The sequence below is a fragment of the Kribbella sp. NPDC043289 genome (genome assembly GCF_056436705.1).
Genome location: NZ_JBWKCB010000004.1, coordinates 612,248 through 633,585, shown reverse-complemented (window position 1 = coordinate 633,585; position 21,338 = coordinate 612,248). Strand labels below are relative to the sequence as shown.

21 protein-coding genes are annotated in these 21,338 nt (G+C 68.1%); 10 read left to right on the top strand and 11 right to left on the bottom strand.

Going from position 1 to position 21,338, the window contains the following annotated elements; genetic code table 11:
- Window positions 1-26: 26 nt before the first annotated feature.
- Window positions 27-1,016, top strand: coding sequence for a LacI family DNA-binding transcriptional regulator (locus tag AC0662_RS27395; protein ID WP_452195531.1), 990 nt, complete (start codon window positions 27-29; stop codon window positions 1,014-1,016).
- Here AC0662_RS27395 and sucD read toward each other — a convergent pair.
- Window positions 1,013-1,900 (bottom strand): succinate--CoA ligase subunit alpha, encoded by an 888-nt coding sequence (sucD, locus tag AC0662_RS27390; protein ID WP_478304177.1) that lies wholly within the window; start codon window positions 1,898-1,900, stop codon window positions 1,013-1,015. The two genes, AC0662_RS27395 and sucD, sit on opposite strands and share 4 nt — an antisense overlap.
- Window positions 1,901-1,903: 3 nt before the next feature.
- Complete coding sequence (gene sucC / locus AC0662_RS27385) at window positions 1,904-3,049, bottom strand: ADP-forming succinate--CoA ligase subunit beta (RefSeq protein WP_478304175.1); 1,146 nt, start codon at window positions 3,047-3,049, stop codon at window positions 1,904-1,906.
- 155 nt (window positions 3,050-3,204) lie between these two features.
- Between sucC and AC0662_RS27380 the strand changes: the two genes are divergently transcribed.
- Together AC0662_RS27380 and AC0662_RS27375 are read left to right on the top strand one after the other, a co-directional pair.
- A complete protein-coding gene (locus AC0662_RS27380; RefSeq protein ID WP_478304173.1) occupies window positions 3,205-4,554 on the top strand; it encodes an OFA family MFS transporter in 1,350 nt (449 codons plus the stop codon).
- Window positions 4,551-5,129 (top strand): tellurite resistance TerB family protein, encoded by a 579-nt coding sequence (locus AC0662_RS27375; protein ID WP_478304171.1) that lies wholly within the window; start codon window positions 4,551-4,553, stop codon window positions 5,127-5,129. Before AC0662_RS27380 ends, AC0662_RS27375 begins: the two co-directional genes overlap by 4 nt.
- Here AC0662_RS27375 and AC0662_RS27370 read toward each other — a convergent pair.
- Window positions 5,069-5,338, bottom strand: coding sequence for a hypothetical protein (locus tag AC0662_RS27370; RefSeq protein WP_478304169.1), 270 nt, complete (start codon window positions 5,336-5,338; stop codon window positions 5,069-5,071). The two genes, AC0662_RS27375 and AC0662_RS27370, sit on opposite strands and share 61 nt — an antisense overlap.
- A gap of 123 nt (window positions 5,339-5,461) precedes the next feature.
- Here AC0662_RS27370 and AC0662_RS27365 point away from each other — a divergent pair, with 123 nt between their 5' ends.
- From AC0662_RS27365 to AC0662_RS27345, 5 genes are all read left to right on the top strand, one after another.
- On the top strand, window positions 5,462-7,171 hold the full coding sequence (locus AC0662_RS27365) for a thiamine pyrophosphate-binding protein (RefSeq protein ID WP_478304167.1): 1,710 nt from the start codon (window positions 5,462-5,464) through the stop codon (window positions 7,169-7,171).
- Window positions 7,172-7,301: 130 nt separating this feature from the next.
- On the top strand, window positions 7,302-8,528 hold the full coding sequence (gene frc, locus AC0662_RS27360) for a formyl-CoA transferase (RefSeq protein WP_478304165.1): 1,227 nt from the start codon (window positions 7,302-7,304) through the stop codon (window positions 8,526-8,528).
- Between the two features lie 25 nt (window positions 8,529-8,553).
- Window positions 8,554-10,701 (top strand): acetate--CoA ligase family protein, encoded by a 2,148-nt coding sequence (locus tag AC0662_RS27355; protein ID WP_478304163.1) that lies wholly within the window; start codon window positions 8,554-8,556, stop codon window positions 10,699-10,701.
- Between the two features lie 86 nt (window positions 10,702-10,787).
- A complete protein-coding gene (locus AC0662_RS27350) occupies window positions 10,788-12,293 on the top strand; it encodes an Nramp family divalent metal transporter (protein WP_452195546.1) in 1,506 nt (501 codons plus the stop codon).
- A 1-nt stretch (window position 12,294) separates the two neighbouring features.
- Window positions 12,295-12,810: a hypothetical protein gene (locus tag AC0662_RS27345; RefSeq protein ID WP_478304161.1), complete on the top strand. Its 516-nt coding sequence runs from the start codon at window positions 12,295-12,297 to the stop codon at window positions 12,808-12,810.
- Window positions 12,811-12,880: 70 nt separating this feature from the next.
- Here the strand turns inward: AC0662_RS27345 and AC0662_RS27340 are convergent, their stop codons facing one another.
- The 4 genes from AC0662_RS27340 to AC0662_RS27325 form a co-directional block, all read right to left on the bottom strand.
- Window positions 12,881-13,639 (bottom strand): GntR family transcriptional regulator, encoded by a 759-nt coding sequence (locus AC0662_RS27340; protein ID WP_452195550.1) that lies wholly within the window; start codon window positions 13,637-13,639, stop codon window positions 12,881-12,883.
- A gap of 88 nt (window positions 13,640-13,727) precedes the next feature.
- On the bottom strand, window positions 13,728-13,901 hold the full coding sequence (locus AC0662_RS27335; RefSeq protein ID WP_478304159.1) for a hypothetical protein: 174 nt from the start codon (window positions 13,899-13,901) through the stop codon (window positions 13,728-13,730).
- An 84-nt stretch (window positions 13,902-13,985) separates the two neighbouring features.
- Window positions 13,986-15,137, bottom strand: coding sequence for an NAD-dependent formate dehydrogenase (locus AC0662_RS27330; RefSeq protein WP_452195553.1), 1,152 nt, complete (start codon window positions 15,135-15,137; stop codon window positions 13,986-13,988).
- 45 nt (window positions 15,138-15,182) lie between these two features.
- Window positions 15,183-16,154, bottom strand: a complete 972-nt coding sequence (locus tag AC0662_RS27325; RefSeq protein ID WP_478304157.1) for a LysR family transcriptional regulator — start codon at window positions 16,152-16,154, stop codon at window positions 15,183-15,185.
- A 171-nt stretch (window positions 16,155-16,325) separates the two neighbouring features.
- On the opposite strand from AC0662_RS27325, the gene AC0662_RS27320 reads away from it, so the two are divergent.
- Window positions 16,326-17,093 (top strand): alpha/beta fold hydrolase, encoded by a 768-nt coding sequence (locus AC0662_RS27320; protein WP_478304155.1) that lies wholly within the window; start codon window positions 16,326-16,328, stop codon window positions 17,091-17,093.
- On the opposite strand, the gene AC0662_RS27315 is transcribed toward AC0662_RS27320, so the two are convergent.
- On the bottom strand, window positions 17,075-18,145 hold the full coding sequence (locus AC0662_RS27315) for an acyltransferase family protein (RefSeq protein WP_478304153.1): 1,071 nt from the start codon (window positions 18,143-18,145) through the stop codon (window positions 17,075-17,077). The genes AC0662_RS27320 and AC0662_RS27315 overlap by 19 nt on opposite strands.
- 124 nt (window positions 18,146-18,269) lie before the next feature.
- Between AC0662_RS27315 and AC0662_RS27310 the strand changes: the two genes are divergently transcribed.
- A complete protein-coding gene (locus AC0662_RS27310; RefSeq protein ID WP_452195561.1) occupies window positions 18,270-18,848 on the top strand; it encodes a hypothetical protein in 579 nt (192 codons plus the stop codon).
- Here the strand turns inward: AC0662_RS27310 and AC0662_RS27305 are convergent.
- Genes AC0662_RS27305 through AC0662_RS27295 form a run of 3 tightly spaced genes read right to left on the bottom strand, consistent with a single transcriptional unit; the run spans window position 18,821 to window position 21,323 of the window.
- Window positions 18,821-19,516 (bottom strand): YdcF family protein, encoded by a 696-nt coding sequence (locus AC0662_RS27305; protein ID WP_478304151.1) that lies wholly within the window; start codon window positions 19,514-19,516, stop codon window positions 18,821-18,823. The genes AC0662_RS27310 and AC0662_RS27305 overlap by 28 nt on opposite strands.
- Before the next feature lie 37 nt (window positions 19,517-19,553).
- A complete protein-coding gene (gene dnaN / locus AC0662_RS27300) occupies window positions 19,554-20,687 on the bottom strand; it encodes a DNA polymerase III subunit beta (RefSeq protein WP_478304149.1) in 1,134 nt (377 codons plus the stop codon).
- A 54-nt stretch (window positions 20,688-20,741) separates the two neighbouring features.
- The gene (locus tag AC0662_RS27295) at window positions 20,742-21,323 is read right to left on the bottom strand and encodes an AAA family ATPase (RefSeq protein ID WP_478304147.1); all 582 of its coding nucleotides are present in this window, start codon (window positions 21,321-21,323) and stop codon (window positions 20,742-20,744) included.
- Between the last annotated feature and the right edge of the window lie 15 nt (window positions 21,324-21,338).

Sequence of the window (21,338 nt, the reverse complement as noted above, 5' to 3'; positions counted from 1 at the left end):
TAGGACGCCGGCGGCGAGGTCCGTCGATGGCCGACGTTGCGCGGCTGGCCGGGGTGTCCGGGCAGACCGTGTCCCGCGTCGCGAACGGCCGGCAGAACGTCGACGCGGCCACCCGCGCCCGCGTCCAGGACGCGATGCGGCAGCTCGGCTACCGCCCGAACGGCGCCGCCCGCGCCCTGCGCAGCGGTGAGTTTCACAGCATCGGCGTGGTCGTCTTCGAGCTGTCCACATTCGGTACGACGCGCACGCTCGACGCAATCGCCGCGGCAGCGACCGCGCGGGGGTACTCGGTGAACCTGCGCCCGGTCCTCGAGGCCAGTCAGCGTGCGGTCACCGATGCGTTCAGCCGGCTCAGTGAGCAGGCGGTCGACGGTGTCGTCGTACTCAATGAGGCGCACGTGCTGGACGACGTACATCTGCCGACTGGGCTACCGGTGGTGGTGGTGGATGCGAGCGTGCACCACGGCTACCCGATGGTCGACGCGGATCAGAACCAGGGCGCGCGGCTGGCCACCGAGCACCTGCTCGCGCTGGGGCACGAGACGGTGTGGCATCTCGGGGGACCGCGGACGTCGTTCGCCGCGGAACGGCGACGGCAGGCTTGGGAGGAGACGTTGCTCGAGCACAGCCGGCACGTTCCGCCGGTGCTTCACGGGGACTGGTCATCGACCTCCGGCTACGAGGTGGGGTGTCAGCTCGCGGCGAACGCGAACGTCACCGCGGTGTTCGTGGCCAACGACCAAATGGCCCTCGGTCTGCTGCGGGCGCTGCACGAGTGCGGCCGCGCGGTGCCGGACGAGGTCAGCGTGGTCGGCTTCGACGACATGGAGGAAGCGGCGCACTTCTGGCCGCCGCTCACCACCGTCCGGCAGACGTTCGCGGAGATCGGCCACCGCAGCGTCGACACCCTGATCGCGGAGATCAGGACCGACGAGCCGCCGCCCGCGCCGATCGCCGTACCCACTGAACTCGTCATCCGCCTCAGCACCGCCCCTCCACGCCGGCGCAGGGTTTAACCACCCAGCGGTACGAGCGTTGCTCGCAGCAGGGCTGCGGTCTCGGTAGGGGTCTTGCCGACGCGGACCCCGGCCGCTTCCAGGGCCTCCTGCTTCGCGGCCGCCGTACCGGACGAGCCGGACACGATCGCGCCCGCGTGGCCCATGGTCTTGCCCTCCGGCGCGGTGAAGCCCGCGACGTACCCGACGACCGGCTTGGTCACGTTCTCCTTGATGAACGCGGCCGCTCGCTCCTCGGCGTCACCACCGATCTCACCGATCATCACGATCGCGTCGGTGTCCGGGTCGTCCTGGAACGCCTGCAGCGCGTCGATGTGCGTGGTCCCGATGATCGGGTCACCGCCGATCCCGATCGCGGTGGAGAACCCGAAGTCCCGCAACTCGTACATCATCTGGTAAGTCAGCGTGCCCGACTTCGACACCAGACCGATCCGGCCGGGACCCGCGATGTCCGCGGGAATGATGCCCGCATTCGACTGTCCTGGCGTGATGATCCCCGGGCAGTTCGGGCCGATCACCCGGGTGCCGTTCGCTTGGGCGTGAGCGAAGAAGGCCGCGGTGTCGTGCACCGGGACGCCCTCGGTGATCACCACGACCAGCGGGATCCCCGCGTCGACGGCCTCGATGACGGCCCCGCGGGTGAACCGCGGCGGCACGAACACCACCGAGACGTCGGCACCGGTCGCCTGCACCGCGTCGGCGCAGGACCCGTACACCGGGATCGATCGTTTCGCGAAGTCGACCGACTGGCCGCTCTTGCCCGGGGTCACGCCGCCGACCACGGTGGTGCCGGCAGCAAGCATCCGGCTGGTGTGCTTCTGTCCCTCGGACCCGGTCATCCCCTGCACGACGACCCGGCTCTTCTCGGTCAGGAAGATCGCCACTTCCTACGCTCCCTTCGCCGCGGCCAGAGCTGCCGCGTCATCCATCGTGTCGGCCACGGTCACCAGCGGATGGTTGGCCTGGGCAAGGATCTTGCGGCCCGCGTCGACGTTGTTGCCGTCCAGTCGGACGACGAGCGGTTTGTCGGCCTGGTCGCCGAGTAGTTCGAGGGCCTGCACGATGCCGTTCGAGACCGCGTCGCAGGCGGTGATCCCGCCGAAGACGTTCACGAACACGCTCTGCACCTGCGGATCGGACAGGATGATCCCGAGCCCGTTGGCCATCACCTCGGCGCTCGCACCACCTCCGATGTCGAGGAAGTTCGCCGGTTTCACGCCGTCCGACGCACCGGCGTACGCGACCACGTCGAGGGTGGACATCACCAGGCCCGCGCCGTTGCCGATGATGCCGACCGAGCCGTCGAGTTTCACGTAGTTCAGGCCCTTCGCGTGCGCGGCCGCCTCGAGTGGATCCGCGGCCGCCTTGTCGTCGAAGGCCGCGTGATCCGGATACCGGTACGCCGCGTTGTCGTCCAGCGTCACCTTGCCGTCGAGCGCCTCCAGCGACCCGTCGGCGAGCTTGACCAGCGGGTTCACCTCGACCAGCGACGCGTCCTCGGCGATGAACACTTCCCACAGCCGCTGCACGACCGGGGCCGCGGCTTCCGGGAAGCCCGCCGCGGTCACGATCTCGGCGGCCTTCGCCTCGTCCACGCCGACGACCGGATCGACCGTCACCTTCGCGATCGCGTCCGGGTTCGTGTGCGCGACCTCTTCGATCTCGACACCGCCCTCGGTGCTGGCGATGCACAGGTACTCGCGGTTCGCCCGATCGACCAGGAAGGACAGGTAGTACTCCTCGGCGATGTCCGCGGCCGGTGCGAGCAGCACGCGCCGCACGGTGTGGCCCTTGATGTCCATCCCGAGGATCGCGCCGGCCGTCGTCACCGCCTCGTCCGGGTTAGCGGCCAGCTTCACGCCGCCGGCCTTGCCGCGGCCGCCGGTCTTGACCTGCGCCTTCACGACCACCCGGCCGCCGAGCTCAGCGGCGGCCGCTGCGGCATCGGCCGCATCCTCGATCACCCGGCCGAGCGTCACCGGGACGCCGCGCCGGGCGAACAGTTCCTTGGCTTGGTACTCCATCAGGTCCACGTCGCCTCCCTGAGTGTGTAGTGCCGACTGTATTCGGTATGCAATCTGCGAACAAGTGTCAGTCGCAACGCCTCAGGTCTGGACAGCTCCGGCCAAGGAGGGGTACCACAGATCTCATGTAGATCTAATACGGTATGCAGTAGTCAGGAGGCGACATGAATCACGTGATGCCCACGCCCCGGGACGTGCGTGACGTCTACGGCCGGCGGTACCGGATCGGTGAGGACGCCCGTGACCTGACCGGTCACCCCCGGCGCTGGCAGCTCTGGGCGGCCTGGGCGTGCATGGCCGCGATCAGCACGTTGCAGTACTCGTTCGGTACCGCCGCCCTCGGCCTCGACCGCGGCTGGGGTGCCGCGCGGACACTCTGGCTGCTCGCGATCTTCGTCGCCTGCCAAGCGCTCGTCGCGATCCCAGCGGCCTGGGCCCAGCGGGTACGACGTGCCTCGCCGACGCAACTGGTCGTCCTGGGCGGAGCGCTGGCCGCCGTCGGACTCGCGACGCTCGCGCACGCGAACAGCTATCTCCTGCTCGTCATCGGCTACGCACTGCTCGGCGGAACTGGAGCCGGTCTCGTGTACGCCGCGTGCATCACCACGTCGGCGCGATGGTTCCCCGAGCGGCGGACCGCCACGATCGGATTCGTCACCGGTGGCTTCGCGGTCGGCGCCGTACCGAGCATCGCGCTGCTCGCGATCTTCCCCGCGCATCTGGGGACAGTCTTCGACCTGACCGCTCTGGTGGCGGTGCTGGTCGTGCTGGTCGCGGGCAGGTTGCTGAAGGACCCGCCGCGGTACTGGTGGCCCGCGGAGCTCGACGCGCAGGCGTGGGCGATCGACCGCAAACTGAACCGCAGCATTCCGCACAATGCACCCGCCGTACGCCAGTATCGTCCCGGCGAGGCTCTGCGGACCGGCGCGCTCCCGTTGATGTGGTTGCTGCTGGCAATTAGTGCGGCGCTGTCGCTGCTCGGGATCGCGTTCGTGGTCAGCTATGCGGTGAGTGCCGGACTGGGGATGGGGATCGCCGCGTTCGCCGCCGGGATGCTTGCCGCGGTCAACGGATTCGGGCGGTCGTTCGCGGGTCACCTGTCCGACAGCTTCGGCCGGCGCCGCGTGCTGGCTGCGGTCCTGATGATCGAAGGATTCGCCCACGTCGGGCTGGTGACGGCCGGTGCGGGATGGGCGTTCGTGGTGTGCGCGATGTTCGCCGGGCTCGGCGGCGGCGCGTTCTACGCGATCATGGCCAACCTCGTCCTCGAGTTCTTCGGCGAGAACAGCCTGCTCCAGAACCAGGCGATCCTGTACTCCGCGAAGGCTGCCGGCGGCCTGGTCGGCATCGGCGTCGCCGCGTCGGTGATAGCGACAGTCGGTTATCGACCGTTGTTCATCGGCGCCGGACTACTCGGCGTACTCACGGCCTTGAGCGTGCGGCTGCTCAAACAACCAGGAAGGCCGGCGCTGCCCGTACGGCATCAGCTCGGGACTCCGGTGGCGGGCGAGTGAACGGCTACGGGAAGATCCAGCGGCCGGATCCGTGCGTGATGGAGTTGGTGTCCCGGCTGGCGCGGGAACCGTGGACGGATCGGCCCGCCTGCGTGCATCCGGTCCTGAGTTCGGTGGCTCGAGCGGCGCACGATCACAGCAGCTCGTCCGGTCGACGCGAACTGCTACCGCTGGCGCCGCAGTTTCTCGACACGACCTGTGTGGGTTTCGAAGCATCGGCGCGGCTGGTCGCCCTGTGCGTGTCGACCGCGGTCGCCAGTGGCGAGCTGACCGGTGATGAGCGGTCACGGTTGGCGGCGGCGCATCAGACCGCGCTGTATTTCCTGCGCCAGGAAGAGCGGCCCGGGGGAGCGGCGCGATGGTGGTTTCCGGTACTCGAGCGGTTCGGGTGGAGCGAGCCGTTCTACCGGACGTTCGTCGCCACGGAGCAGGCGGCGGAAGCAGTCGCGGTCACCGCGCGAGTTGCGGGCGGTGACCGCGACGTACGGCTGCGGACCTTGCTGAAGCAGTGCCTTCAGGGCGCCGTACGGCCCAGTCCCTCGTGCTCGGCTTCCGCCCAGAAGTCGTGGTCGTAGTCGCCGTCCGGGATCGTGACGAGCTCCTGCCGACGGGGAGCGCGGACCTGCTGCTCGAGCCGGCGGAGGTCGGCCGTGCAGCGTTCCAGATCGTCCAGCAGCCGCAGTACGTCGAGATGCGGACCGAGCCGGTTCCTCAACGCCATAAGGGATTTCTCCAGCGTGAGCAGTGCGGTGCGGGTCCGGTCGAGTTCGTCGGAAATCGTCATCGCAGCCTCCTGGTGCCGAGCTCTGGACAACCGCTGTCGCCTGGGATAAGACTACGACTACACCATACGGTATGCAATCTACACTCAAGCCGGATCCCGGCCCTTCCGAGGAGATGACTGCAGATGGCGCAGACAGTGTCGGAGACCCAACCCGTCGCCGAAGTCACGGAGCCGGAGACCATTTCAGGTGGTCACCTTGTCGCGAAGGCCTTGAAGGCCGAGGGAATCGACGTGATCTTCACGCTCTGCGGCGGTCACATCATCGACATCTACGACGGCTGCGTCGACGAGGGCATCGCGGTCGTGGACGTCCGCCACGAGCAGGTCGCCGCGCACGCGGCCGACGGGTACGCGCGGGTCACCGGCAAGCCCGGCTGCGCGGTCGTCACCGCCGGCCCCGGTACGACGGATGCGGTCACCGGGGTCGCGAACGCGTTCCGCGCCGAGAGCCCGATGCTGCTCATCGGCGGGCAGGGCGCGCTGAACCAGCACAAGATGGGGTCCCTGCAGGACCTGCCGCACGTCGACATGATGACTCCGATCACCAAGTTCGCCGCGACCGTGCCGCACACCGCGCGCGCCGCCGACATGGTGTCGATGGCGTTCCGTGAGTGCTACAACGGCGCGCCCGGTCCGTCGTTCCTGGAGATCCCGCGGGACATCCTGGACAACTCGGTGCCGGTCGAATCCGCGACGGTTCCCGAGGCCGGCCACTACCGGGCGTCGACGAAGAGCATCGGCGACCCCGCGAGCGTGGAGGCGCTGGCCGACCTGCTCGTGCGCGCCGAGAAGCCCGTCGTACTGCTCGGCTCGCAGGTGTGGACGTCGCGCGGCAGTCAGGCGGCCGTCGACTTCGTCCGGACCCTCGACATCCCGACGTTCATGAACGGATCCGCCCGCGGCACGCTGCCGCCCGGCGATCCGCACCACTTCCACCTGTCGCGGCGGTACGGGTTCAACAACGCCGACCTGATTCTGATCGTCGGCACGCCGTTCGACTTCCGGATGGGGTACGGGCGCCGGCTCCCGAAGAGCGCCACCGTCGTCCAGATCGACCTCGACTACCGCACCGTCGGCAAGAACCGCGACATCGACCTCGGCCTGGTCGGTGACCCGGGTGCGATCCTCGCCGCTGTCGCCCAGGCGGCGTCCGGCCGGTTGCAGAAGACGGATCGCAAGGCCTGGTTCGCCGAGTTGCGGGCCGAGGAGAACGCGGCGTACCAGAAGCGGCTGCCGCGGCAGTTGTCGGACGCGAACCCGATCCACCCGCTGCGGCTCGCGCACGAGATCAACGAGTTCCTCACCGAGGACTCGATCTACATCGGCGACGGCGGCGACATCGTCACGTTCTCCGGTGGCGTCGTGCAGCCGAAGTCGCCCGGTCACTGGATGGATCCGGGACCGCTCGGCACGCTCGGCGTCGGGATCCCGTTCGTGCTCGCGGCGAAGTACGCGCGACCGGACAAGGAAGTGGTCGCATTGTTCGGCGACGGCGCGTTCTCGCTGACCGGCTGGGACTTCGAGACGCTGGTGCGGTTCAACCTGCCGTTCGTCGGTGTGGTCGGCAACAACTCCTCGATGAACCAGATCCGCTACGGCCAGGAAGCGAAGTACGGCCACGACCGCGGCCGGATCGGCAACACCCTCGGCGACGTCAAGTACGACGAGTTCGCCCGGATGCTCGGCGGGCACGGCGAGGAGGTTCGCGACCCGAAGGACATCGGGCCGGCGCTCCTGCGCGCTCGCGAATCGGGTCTGCCGTCACTGATCAACGTCTGGGTCGACCCAGACGCGTACGCCCCCGGAACCATGAACCAGACCATGTACAAGTAAGGGGACCCAGCATGACGGTACTAATGCCACGCCTCCGGCGCGGCGGGTCATTGGGCTGTAACTCCCGGCCTTCCCTCGTCACTCCAGTCGCTTCGCTCCCTCCGCTCCTCAGTCCAGGCCGGGAGGCCCAATGACCAGGGCCCTCGAAGGTGTCCGTGTTCTCGACATGACGCACGTGCAGTCCGGACCGTCCTGCACCCAGATCCTCGCCTGGCTCGGCGCCGACGTGATCAAGCTCGAGGCCCCGACCGGCGACATCACCCGCCAGCAGCTGCGCGACCTCCCGGACGTCGACAGCCTCTACTTCACGATGCTGAACTGCAACAAGCGCAGCATCACGCTGAACATGAAGTCCGACCGCGGCAAGGAGATCTTCACCGACCTGGTCAAGAACTCCGACGTCCTGGTGGAGAACTTCGCCCCCGGCGCGATCGACCGGATGGGTTTCACCTGGGAACGCCTGCAGGAACTCAACCCGCGCCTGGTCTTCGCCTCGATCAAGGGTTTCGGCCCCGGCCGCTACGAGAACTTCAAGGCCTACGAGGTGGTCGCCCAGGCGATGGGCGGCGCGATGAGTACGACGGGGTTCGAGGACGGACCGCCGACGGCGACCGGGGCGCAGATCGGCGACTCGGGCACCGGGATCCACCTGGTCGCCGGCATCCTCGCCGCACTGCTCCAACGGACGAACACCGGCACCGGCCAGCGGGTGACCGTGGCGATGCAGGAAGCAGTCCTGAACCTCACCCGGGTCAAGCTGCGTGACCAGCAACGGTTGACCCACGGAGCGCTGCGCGAGTACCCGAACGACAACTTCGGCGACGAGGTTCCACGCTCCGGCAACGCGTCCGGTGGCGGGCAGCCCGGCTGGGCGCTGCGCTGCGCGCCGGGCGGCCCGAACGACTACATCTACGTGATCGTGCAGCCGCCGGGCTGGGCGCCGATCGCCGAGCTGATCGGCAAACCCGAGCTGGCCGAGGACCCGGACTGGGCGACGCCGGCCGCGCGGCTCGGCAAGCTCGACAAGATGTTCGCGCTGATCGAGCAGTGGACCGAGCAGCACACCAAGTTCGAGGTGATGGACAAGCTCAACGCGCTGAACGTGCCGTGCGGGCCGATCATGTCCACCCGGGAGCTGATCGAGGACGCGACGCTCGCCGATCTCGGCGCGGTCGTCGAGGTCGAGCACCCGCAGCGCGGGACGTTCCACACCGTCGGCTGCCCGATCAAACTGTCCGACTCCCCGGTCCAGGTCGAGACCTCGCCCGGTCTCGGCGAGCACAACTCCGTCATCTACGGCGCGCTCGGGATCGACGCGAGCGAACTCGACGACCTCAAGACCGCCGGCGTGATCTGACCCTCGCGAATTGGAGTGCATCCGCATGACCTATGACAAGGCAGCAGTCCGGACCATCCTCGACCAGGCTCTGGCGGACGGCCGCACCTCGCTGAGCGCACCCGAGGCCAAGCTGGTCGGCGACGCGTACGGTATCCCGACGCCGGGCGAGGGGCTGGCCACGACTGCCGAGGCAGCGGCCGGTCTCGCTGCCGAGATCGGGTTCCCCGTCGTCCTGAAGATCGTCTCGCCGGACATCCTGCACAAGACCGACGCCGGCGGTGTGGTGGTCGGCGTCGACAGCGCGGACGCGGCGCGGGACGCCTTCGACAAGATCCTCGCCAACGCGCGGTCGTACAAGGCCGACGCCGAGATCACCGGCGTCCAGGTGCAGAAGATGCTGGTCACGGGCGGTGACGTGCAGGAGGTCATCGTCGGTGCGGTCACCGACCCGACGTTCGGCAAGGTCGTGGCGTTCGGGCTGGGTGGCGTACTCGTGGAGGTGTTGAAGGACGTCACCTTCCGGTTGGCGCCGCTCAGTGACGACGAGGCGCGGGCGATGATCGACGGGATCGGTGCGCGCGAGATGCTCGACGGCGTCCGCGGCGCGCAACCGGTCGACAAGGACGCGCTCGGTGACCTGGTACGTCGGTTGTCGGACCTCGTCACGGATTTCCCGGAGTTCGCCGAAGTGGACCTGAACCCGGTGCTCGCCGGGCCGGACGGTGCGACCGCGGTGGACTTCCGGATCATCGTCGACGCCGAGGCCGGCAAACCGGTCGAGCGGTACAGCTCCGAGGAGATCCTGGCCGCGATGACGCGGATCATGCGGCCGCGGGCCGTGGCCGTGATCGGCGCGTCCAACGAAGACGGCAAGATCGGCAACTCGGTGATGAAGAACCTGGTCAACGGCGGGTACGCCGGTGACATCCACCCGATCAACCCGAAGGGTGGCGAGGTCCTCGGCCGCAAGGCGTTCGCCTCGATCCTCGACGTACCGGGTGACGTGGACGTCGCCGTGTTCGCCGTGCCGGCCAAGTTCGTCGGCGGGGCGCTCGAGCAGTGCGGCGAGAAGGGCGTCGCGGGCGCGATCCTGATCCCGTCCGGGTTCGCCGAGACCGGTGAGCAGGAGCTGCAGGACGAGGTCGTCGCGATCGCCCGCAAGCACAACGTGCGCATCCTCGGGCCGAACATCTACGGCTACTACTACCTGCCCGAGAGCCTCTGCGCGACCTTCTGTACGCCGTACGACGTCAAGGGCAGTGTCGCGCTCTCGTCACAGAGCGGAGGCATCGGAATGGCGATCCTCGGGTTCAGCCGTTCCAGCCGGATGGGCGTCTCCGCGATCGTTGGGGTAGGCAACAAGGCCGACATCGACGAGGATGACCTCCTCACGTTCTTCGAGAACGACGACAGCACCAACCTGATCGCCATGCACCTTGAGGACCTGAAGGACGGCCGGGCCTTCGCCGAGACGGCAGCCCGGGTGTCGAAGAAGAAGCCGGTCGTCGTACTGAAGGCCGGTCGTACCTCCCTGGGCGCGCGCGCCGCGAGCTCGCACACCGGCGCCCTGGCCGGCAACGACAAGGTGTACGACGACATTCTGCGGCAGAGCGGTGTGGTCCGGGCGCCGGGGCTGAACGAGATGCTCCAGTACGCCCGGGGGATCCCGCTGCTGCCGACGCCGCAGGGCGAGAACGTCGTGATCATCACCGGCGCGGGCGGATCCGGCGTACTGCTGTCGGATGCCTGTGTGGACGCCGGGCTGACGCTGATGGACATCCCGTCCGACCTCGACGAGGCATTCCGGAAGTTCATCCCGCCGTTCGGGGCGGCCGGCAACCCGGTCGACATCACCGGCGGCGAGCCACCGTCGACGTACCGGAACACGATCGCGCTCGGGCTGTCCGACGAGCGGATCCACTCCCTGATCCTGGGCTACTGGCACACGATCGTGACGCCGCCGATGGTGTTCGCGAAGCTCGTGGCCGAGGTGGTCGAGGAGTTCCGGGCCAAAGGCATCGACAAGCCGGTGGTCGCCTCGCTGTCCGGCGACGTCGAGGTGGAGGAAGCCAGCCGGTACCTGTTCGACCACGGCGTGGTCGCCTACCCGTACACGACCGAGACGCCGGTCCAGGTCCTCGGTGCGAAGTACCGCTGGGCCCGCAACGCCGGGCCGCTCGGCCGCGGTTGATCTTCGGTTGATCTTCGGTTGATTGGAGGAAGCAGTCTGCGGGGGAGTGGTAGTCAGCTAGTTGGCGTCAATCTAAGGAGTCCGCCTTGGACGTCACGAGCAAGACCTCAGAAGTGCCAGAAGAGCCGTCCGCGGCCGTAGCGACCGAGAAGGTCTGGAAAGCGGGCAGGCTCGAACCGATGCCGATCCGGAAACTTCCGGACGCACCACCCTCCATGCACATCCTCGGTCCGACCGTCTTCCTGGTCGCACTGGGAGTGGGGATGGGGGAGTCGTACATGTGGCCCCGGCTCGTCCTGGTGTTCGGGCCGGACATCCGCTGGTTGTTCATGGTCGGTGTCACCTTGCAGGCGTTCGTGCTGCTGGAGATGGCGCGGTACGCGATGGCCACCGGGGAGAGCATCTTCTTCGGCGCGGCCCGGATCTTCAAACCGCTGATGTGGTTCTTCTACGCGGCGGCGATCCTGATCTACATGTGGCCGGGCCATCTGTCCGCCGGCGCGGCCGCCTTCGAGGAGATCACCGGCATACCGTGGCAGGTCACCGCGTGCGTGGCTCTGGTGTTCGTCGGTGTGCTGTTCAGTCTGCTGTCGGTGATCTACAACTTCCTCGAGAAACTGCTCGGTCTGCTGATCGGCCTGCTGGTCGTCGGTACGTCGGTGATCGCGGCGCTCGTCGGCAGCTGGGACGACCTCGGCCGCACGCTGTCCGGGATGTTCGCCTTCGGGTACTTCCCACACGAGGCGATGACGTCGGCCTGGTTCCCGGTCGTGGTCGGCTCGATCGCGTTCGCCGGACCGTCCGGGATGCAGCAGATGTGGTACACGCTGCAGCTGCGCGACAGCGGCGCCGGCATGGGCGCGCACATCCCGAAGATCCGCGGGCTGCGCGCCTCGGCTTCGGAGGACGCGGAGTCGATGCCGTCGCGTGGCTTCATGTTCGACACCGAGGACCCGGCCGAGATGGCGAAGTGGAAGGGCTGGCGCAAGTGGGTCACGTTCGACGCCATCCTGCTCTTCTGGGGCATCACGATGCTGGTCACGATCTCGTTCACCGTGCTCGCCATGTCGGCGGCCCGGACGAACCCGGACGTGGCCTCACTGATCGAGGGCGGTGACCGGGAAGCGGCGCTGAAGGCGATGTCGGACGCGTTCGCGTCGGCCGGCTCGTCGATCCTCGGCACGCTGTTCTTCGCCTTCATCGCGCTGATCGGGCTGAACGCGACCCTCGGTCTGTTCGACTCGTTCTCCCGCGGCCAGGCGGACATGACGTACTACTTCGTGCCGGGCGCCAAACGGTTCTCGATGTCGCGGCTGTACGCCGGGTTCCTGTGGGGCGTGATTCTCTTCGGGATCCTGATCCTGCTGTTCGGTCCGGCCGACGGTCCGGCGGGGATCCTGGACACGCTCGCGTTCCTGTCCACGTTCGCGATGGGCGCGTACTGCATCGTGCTGCTGCTGACGAACAACAAGCTGCTGCCGAAGCCCATCCGGCCGGGACCGGTGCGGAACGTGATCATCGGGTTCGGCGCGGTGTTCTACCTCGGGATGCTGTTCTACTGCCTGTTCCGCTTCGGCGTGGCGGTCGGCTGAGATGGCTTCGCTGAAGCAGTTGGCGGAGTTCACCGTCCCCGCCGCGTCGGTCGGCGCGGCGGGCGGGCTGATCGCCGGCGGACTGGCCGGGTTCGTCGGTCAGCCCATCGGCTGGGCAGCCCTCACCGGCCTCGGGCTCGGCGTACCGCTGATCCTGTTCGGGGCGGGGTACGCCGCCCTCGTGGCACTGGGGAAGGTCCCCGCCGGGGTGTTCGCGCCGGCGGCGATCTACTGGGTGGTCGGGTTCCCGCTCGCGCTGATGGCACACGCGATCGTCACCGAATGGGTGGTCGCCGGTACGCCGGGGCTGCCGCCGGAACCGTGGAAGTTCCTCGCCTTCCGTGCCCTGGTGAGCATGGGATTCGCGATCGGCTTCCTCTGGATGCACGAACAGATCGGCCGCTTCTGGTGGCCCCACATCCGCGACCACAACCAGTACGCCCGCCGCACCGTCGAGCAGTACGCCCACCTGGCCACAGCCCTACAAGCCCGCAAAACAGCCACAGGCCGCAAGTAACCGGTCGCCCGCATCCCACCGAAGGATGCGGGCGACCTTTCGCATGAAAGAACACCGCTCCGCGCGGGGGCTAGCTGGTGGTGCGGCGTCGGCGGCGGGGGGTTGGGTCGGGGTCGGAGGGTTGCGTGGGCTCGGTGCTTGCCTGGAGGTCGTGGTAGGCCTTGCGGGTGTGCTCGGTGTGTTCGCGCATGATCTGGGCGGCCTTGTCCTCGTCGCCGTCGCTGATCGCCTTCACCAGGCGGTTGTGTTCGCGCCAGGAGGCGGCACCACGGACCGGAGCAACGGGTGTGTAGTACCAGCGGACGCGGCGGTCGACCTGCGCCGCGAAGTCGACGAGGAACCGGTTGCCGGACATCTGCGTGATCAGGCTGTGCAGCTCGGCGTTCGTCCGCACGGTGCCGTCGATGTCGCCGGCCTCCTGGAACGCCGTCCCCACCTTGCAGAGCTCGCGCAGCTTGGCCACGTCGTCCTTGGTCGCGTGCCGGGCCGCGAGTCGCGCGGACTCGGACTCTAGCGCCGCGCGGGCCGCCAGCAACTGGTCGACCTCGTCCTCAGCCGGAACGTGCACCATCGCACCGAACCCGGGCCGCAGGTCCACCCAGCCCTCGTTGTTCAGCCGCTGCAGCGCCTCGCGCACTGGCTGCCGGGAGACGCCGAGCAGACCGGCCAGCTCGACCTCGACGAGGTGCCGGCCGCGCTCGAGAGTACCGTCGATGATCATCTCGGTGAGCGCCTCGTAGACCGACTCCCGCAACGGTGTCGGCCGCTTGACGTGCCGCACCCCGGCCGGTTCCGCACCCGCCCCTGGCCCTGCACTGATCGTCGTCATCGAGGTCCCTTTCGGTCCTACAGCCGTGGCACTTGGTAGACAGTCTACCAAGTGCCACAGTGCGTTTCCGGCTTCGCCGCCGATCGTGTCAAGCGGCCGGTTCGTCGGCTGTACGGCGCTCGTCGCCGGCCGGCGGAGTGTCCCGGGTCAGCCGGGCGAGCTCGGCGTCCAGGTCCACGGGGTTGTTCAGCTCCTGCAGCTCCGGGGCATCCGGGAACTGCGGCCGCGCCGCCAGAGCACCGAACCTACGTGTGAAGATCATTGCTACCCTTCCTTGAATTCTGGCTTCTGTATACATTAAACCAGGTGTACTGACCGATTGTGCCCGCCCCTCACGTGATCCCAGTTACACCCTGGTCGAGTACGCGTGCGCCCCCGCGCCGGCCAGCCGCCCGCCGTCGACGATCAGGTACTCGTCGCGGATCGGCGTACCACCCAGCCAGGACTCCAGGATCTCCCGGGTTCCCGCGGCGTACCGGGTCTGGGCGGACAGCGACGAGCCGGAGATGTGCGGCGTCATGCCGTGGTGCGGCATGGTCCGCCACGGGTGGTCGGCCGGCGCGGGCTGCGGGTACCAGACGTCACCGGCGTACCCGGCGAGTTGGCCGCGCTCCAGTGCGCGGACGATCGCGCCGCGATCGGCGATCTTCGCGCGTGCGGTGTTGATCAGGTAGGTCCCGCGCTTCATCGTCGCGAGCAGCTCGTCGCCGAACAGTCCCGCGGTCTCCGGGTGCAGCGGCGCGTTGATCGTCACCACGTCGCAATGCGGCACCATGTCGGCCGCGCTCGGGTGGAACGTGAGGTTCAGTTCCCGCTCGATCGATTCCGGCAGGCGATGCCGGTCGGTGTAGTGCAGCTTCACGTCGAACGGCGCGAGCCGGCGCAGTACGGCGGTCCCGATCCGCCCGGCCGCGACGGTCCCGACGTGCATCCCCTCGAGATCGTACGAGCGCGCCACGCAGTCCGCGATATTCCAGCCGCCGTCGACCACCACCTGGTACGACGGCAGGTAGTTCCGCACCAGTCCGAGAATCATCATCACGACGTGCTCGGCGACGCTGATGCTGTTCGAATAGGTGACCTCGGCAACGGTCATGCCGGCCCCGATCGCCGCGTCCAGGTCGACGTGGTCCGACCCGATGCCCGCGGTGATCGCGAGCTTGAGGTTCGGCGCCTTCGCGATCCGCTCCGCGGTCAGGTACGCCGGCCAGAACGGCTGCGAGATCACGACGTCCGCGTCCGTCAGTTCGCGGTCGAGCGCCGACTCCTTGTCGGACAGGACGACGAGTTCGTGCCCCTGACCTTCGAGGAAGCTCCGCAGCCCGAGCTCACCGGAGACGCTGCCGAGCAAGGCGCCGGGCGTGAAGTCGATCGCCTTCGGTGACGGCGCGGTCTGGCCGCCCGGATAGCCGTCGATGGCCGGGATCTCGTCGCGTGCGTACGAGGTCGGGTAGCCGGTCCTCGGGTCGTCGTACAGCACGCAGACAATCTTCGCCATGATGGGAAATCTCCTTGTCCTGAAGGGATTTTCACCATCGCTGCGTCACGGCCGGGCGGTCAAAGACCTGCTCGCTATGTCGAGATAGCCGGAATCCATCAAATGCACGTCCAGCAGATCATCGAGAGCTTTGTGTACGCCGGCCTGCCGCGCGACGTCGAGCAATGCGCGCGCGAGCACCGGTTCCGGGCTGCGCGCAGCGATCACCAGCCCGACCCGCGGCCCACGGGCGGGACTCTTCAGCGGTACGACGCGCATTCCATCGGGTACGCCGAACATGTGCAGCCACGCGTGTGAGATGACGGTCGACCAATGGCTGCCGTGCAAATGGCTGTACAACCCGGAGACGGTGTCGCTCTCGATCGCGGGGGTCGCGGTCACGCCGTCCTCGGTGAAGTAGCCGTTCATGATCCTGCGGTTGCGCATGTCGGGGGAGAGCAGGCACAGCGGCAGTTCCGCGACCTCGGCCCAGGTCGCGATCGGCTGGTCGGCCGACTTCGAGTGCTTCGGCGTCAGCAGCAGATAGCGCTCCTCGTACAGCGGTGTCTTGCGGACCTGCCCGAGCGTGTCGTCGTCGAGGTACGTTATCGCGACGTCCAGGTCGAACTCGGCGAGCTTCTGGGTGATGTCCCGCGACGACAGCGACTCCAGCGTCACGCGCGCATTCGGATGGCGTTCACAGAACGGAGTGGTCAGCAGCGAGACGACCGGCATGGCCGTCGGGATCGCGCCGATGCGCAGCGTGCCGGTGAGGCCGCCGCGCATCATTGACAGCTCGTGCCGCAACGCGTCCTGCTCGGCGAGGATCCGCTGCGCCCAGAGCAGCACCCGCTCACCCTCGGGCGTCAGCCCCTCGAAGCGGCGGCCGCGACGCACGATCGGTACGTCGAGCTCCTGCTCGAGCTTCCGGATCGCGGCGGACAGTGACGGCTGCGAGACGTAGCAGGCGTCCGCCGCGCGGGCGAAGTGCTTCTCCCGGGCGAGCGCGACGAGGTACTCCAGCTGGCGGAGCAGCATCAACGACCCCGGTACGGTGTGCAGTCGCCTGTATACATAATCCAACTGTAGTGAGCTGGTCTGGCGCCGGGAAGATCTCGACGGCAGTGTGAACTGGATCACACCGTGTCTGTTGCGCCGGAACTCGTTCGACGGTCTGGCAGAGGTATCTCTGCCAGAAGGAGTTGTGTGATGGACAAGGTCGTTTCGAAAGACGGCACCGCGCTCGCGTATGACGTGACGGGCAGCGGACCCGGTCTGGTGCTGATCGCCGGCGCGTTCACCGGTCGGTCATTCTTCGGTGAGTACGCCGAGGCGCTGTCGTCGGCGTTCACTGTGGTCAACTACGACCGGCGTGGCCGTGGTGACTCTGGCGACTCGGACTCCTACGCCGTGGAGCGGGAGTGGGAGGACCTGGACGCGGTGCGGTCGGCTACCGACGCTCAGTACGCGTGTGCGTTCTCGTCGGGGTCGATGGTGCTGCTGCAGGCCGGTCTGCGGTTCGAGAAGCAGGCGGTCGTCGAGCCGCCGTTCCGGGTCGCGGGAGCGCCGCCGGCACCGGAGCGGTACGTGGAGCGGCTGCAGGAGTTCGTCGACGCCGGGAACCCCGCCGGGGCCGCTGAGCTCTTCATGGTCGAGGCGGTTGGTCAGCCGCGGGAGGTGGTCGAGCAGATCCGGCAGTCGCCGATGTGGGCCGGTCTGGAAGCGATGGCGCCCACGCTGGTCTACGACGCGTTGCAGATGCGCGACAGCGCCGTACCGGTGGATCTGCTGGCGTCTGTGAACCTGCCGACGCTGGCGCTGTACAGCAACGCCAGCCCGGCTTGGCTGCAGGAGAGCGTGCGGCTGACTGCCGCGGCGCTGCCGCAGGGTCGGGTGGAGGGTCATGACGGCACCTTCCACACGCTCGCGCCGGACACGCTGACGCGGGTGCTGACGGACTACTTCCGGAGTGCGTGAACCGGACGGCCGGGGAGGATCCGGTCGAGCAGGCGCTTGAGACGTGGCGCCAGCGGCCGCTCGATGCCGTAGTGCAGGGCGGCCGCGACGCCGACCATCAGTGCCATCGTGGCGGCGACCAGGAGGATATGGTTCGCCTGGTCGCCGAGCCGGTCGAAGATGACGAAGCCGATGTGCGCGTGCACGAGGTACAGCGGGTACGTGAGCGCGCCGAGGACCGCGAACCAGGGGCGACCGAGGCGGTGCGTGAGCCGCAGCGCGACCGCCAGCATGACCGCGAAGATCGCGATGATGATCGCCACCACAGCGCTTCTGTGGATCTCCGTGTGATAGCGGATCCCGACCCGGTCGGCGAACCCGATCCCGCGGTAGACCGCGTTGCCGAGCGCGATCGCGACGATGGCGAGGGTCTGCCGCGTGACGCCGTACCGGTGGATCAGGCAGAGCGCCATACCGGCGATGAAGTAGTGCGAGAACTGCGTGTTCAGCACCAGGTCGGTTGCGTGCGGCAACAGACCGGCCTGGAACACGAAGGTCGCGGCCAGCCAGCCCCAGAGGGAGATCGTCACCCGGCGCGCGGTGATGCCGATCCATGTCAGGACCAGGATCATCAGGTAGAACCGGAGCTCGGCCCACAGCGTCCAGTAGACGACGTCGACGTTCTCGATGTTCGGCAGCGAGTTGAACATCGTCAGGTTCGCCAGGTACTGCGGCAACGAGACCGGGAACCGTCCCTGGCTGAACGCCACCGAGACGAACGCGGTGAGCGTGACCGCAACCCAGTACGCCGGGTACAGCCGCACCGCCCGCGACATCACGAACGACCGCGGACTGCGCTCCCACGTGCTGAGCAGGACCACGAACCCGCTGATCGCGAAGAACAGATCCACCCCGAGATAGCCGTACCGCGCGATCACGTCGATGTGCGGGAAACGCAGCCCGCCGAGTCCGCCGGCGTACGCGGAGAACAGGTAGTGATAGGCCATCACCGAGAACGCCGCGAAGATCCGCAGCAGATCGATCTCGTGGAGCCGTCCCCGTGAAGGTTCCACAACCATCCTTTCCTCGAGCTCGCGCACCAGTCTGCAGCCCCCACTCGCCCACATCCTCAGCCCACGGCACGATCCCCCCTCCGACCCTCGGATGACGACCCCACCGCACTGGTAGGACGTTCCAGTGACTGAGGACAGAGTGTTCAAGAGCTGGACGCTGGTACTGCGGGACTCGGACGACGACGCGCGGCGTACCGTTCGCGAACTCGGCTGGAGCCCGCGTGACGCCGACGACTACTGGGTGTCCGATGACGACGACGTGGTCTTGTTCCTGCGGCGCGATCTGGACTCCCACGAGCTGGCGTGCAACGTGCGGGGCGCGGAGCGGGAGGCGGTGGTCCGGCGCTACGACGAACTGCTGGCGCGGCTGGACGCGTGGTCGACGGACGAGCTGCTCGTCGGGATCGAGCGCGCGACGACGGCCGCGGGGACCGCGCAGGCGTTGTTCCGGCTCGGGCTCGGGGCACCGTTGGAGTTCGATGAGCGGACCACGACGCAGATTGTCGGGGCGCTGTCCTTCGAGCACCCGATGATTCGCGCGGCCGCGGTGCGCAGCATCGGCTATCTGAACTGGGGCACGATGCTGCGGCCGCTCGTCGAACGCGTCGCCGACGACGACCCGGACGAGCGCGTCCAGCGACATGCCGCGCTATTGCTTACTGCAATGGATCGGGTTCAGGCGCCGGGGGCGCGGACGAGTTGAGGGTGGCGGGCGGCGAGCTCGTCGTACGCGGCGCGTACCTCGGCGGGGATGTCGACGTGATCGATGAAGTTGCGGCCGCGCGGGCCGTACCCGTCGGGGGAGAGGCGGCTGATCTCGCCGAGGAGGAGTGAGCGGAAGCGTTCGTGACTCCAGATCTCCGGCCCGTCCGGTCCGGAGCTGACGTGGTCAGGGCCGATCCACGGAATGAACGGTGCCTGGCTGAGCAACGTCGTACCAGGGAGGTCGGCGAAGGAACGCTCGAAGCAGGCATGCGTACGGCGCTGCATCGTCGGGTCCTGGATGAGGAGCAGCGTCTTCGGCGTACTGATCAGTCGGCGGGTGAACTCCGCGTTCTCGCCGCAGTTGGTGGACCGGTCCTCGACCTCCGGTGCGGAGACGCCCGCACTCACCAACAGGTCGCGAAAGACATGCGACTCCGGTCTACCGGTCCGGACCGGTAGACCCCTGCGCCGCAACGCTTCCTCGAGGAAGCGAGTCGAGTGCCCGACCCCACCACTGACGAGAATCGGCGCGGAGTACGCACGATGCGCCTCCGCGGCAACGTCGACCGACTCGAACACGGCAGACCCCATCAGCACGACCAGGTCAACCGGCCGCTCAACCGGATCACGCCGCGCGAGGTACCGCGCAATCACATCCTCATCCACAGCACTCCCGGTCCAAGCCGTTCATCTGCCAGCGAGATCAGGTCGGTAGGCGCATTGGCATCAGGATGTACGCCGAGTCGGTCGTGGGCGCGTCGTCGCGCGATTGGAGGCCGGTGAGGTTGGTGGGTCTGGTCGGCTGTGTGAAGGCGAAATGCGCGATCGGTGCACCGAGCGACGCCAGCCCGTCGAGGAGATAGCTGGCGTTGAACCCGGCCACCACCGGGTCGCCGGTCAGTGTGACCTCGACGGCCTCCGAGGCCTGTGCCTCCTCGCCGTTGCCCGCGTCGAGCGTCGCCGTGCCGTTCTCGAACGTGAGCCGCACCGGCGCCGATCGCTCGGCCACCAGCGCGACCCGTTTGACCGCCTCGACGAGCGCGGCGGTGTCGACGGTGACCGTGCTGGTGATCGTGCTCTCGGTCGGGATCAGGCTGCGCACCTTCGGGAACTCGCCATCGATCAGTCGGCTGGTCGCGTGCCGCCCGCCGCCCTCGAACCCGATCAACCCGTCCCCTGTGCGGGTCGAACCGAGCGCGAGCGTCAGCTCGTCGCCGGACATCACCTTGGCCACGTCCGCGAGCAGCTTGGCCGGGACCAGCGCGTTCGCCTCGACGCCGGCGTCGACCGGCTGCCACGGGAACGTCCGGACGGCCAGCCGGTACCGGTCGGTGGCGAGCAGGGAGATCTCCGCCCCACGGATCTCCACCCGGATCCCGGTGAAGACCGGCAAAGTGTCGTCGCGCCCGGCCGCACTCACCACCTGCACGACGGCCCGCGCGAAGACATCGCCCTCCACCACTCCACTCGCGGCCGGCATCTCCGGCAGCGGCGGATACTCGTCGAGGGGCAGCGTATGAAGGACGAATCGGGCGGAGCCGCTGCTCACCTGGACCCGGGCCGCCTCGCCGCTCAGATCCACCGAGTCCCGAGGCATGCTCCGGCAGATGTCGGACAGCAGCCGTCCCGACACCAGCACCCGCCCCGTGTCGGCCACCTCCGCCGGCACGCTGACCTGCGCCGAGCTCTCGTAATCGAACCCGGACACCGTCACCTGACCGTCCGCCGCGTCGACCACCATTCCGGCCAGAATCGGCACGCTCGGCCGACCGGGCAGCCCGCGAGCCACCCATCCCACTGCCTCGGCGAGCACGTCACGCCCGACCCGAACCTTCATTCCATCTCCTCCCAACCGAGAAGAACGAGTCAATCAGGCACCACCGACAGTTCTTCAGCCGAACCGGATCCGGCTGATCCGATCGGCCTCTCCGCGGGTCAGAGTCAGCGCCGACGCGGCGCCGGGAACGACGTACCCCGGATCCTCAGCCGCCTTCGCCAGTACCTCCGGCCATCGTCGGCAGTGCGTCGCCATACTGCCGGATCGCACCACCCGGCCGCGCGCCCACTGCCCGTCGCGAGCCACCTCGTCCGGTACGTCGAGCAGGATCAGATGCACCGGCCTTCCGGCCCATCGAGCTCGGCGACCGAGCAGTTGACGGACCCACGGGCGGGTCGCGCAGTCGTGCACGACCATCGGCCCGGTGCCGCGACGCATGCCGCTCAGCACGGTCACGTAGTACAGGAGATGCACGAACGGCCGCCACCACGCGTACGGCAGGAACCCCAACGTCGGCGCCAACCGATTGCGGATCCGCTCCGAGTCGTACACCCGGACCGACTCGTCGCCGGTGAACAGCCGCCGCAGCAACGTGCTCTTCCCGGCGCCAGGGATCCCCGCCAGCAGTACTACGGCATCGACCGCGTACCGCAGCTCCCGCCCCCGCAGCACTCCTTCCACAAGTCCTGAATGCACCTCGCACGTCCTTCC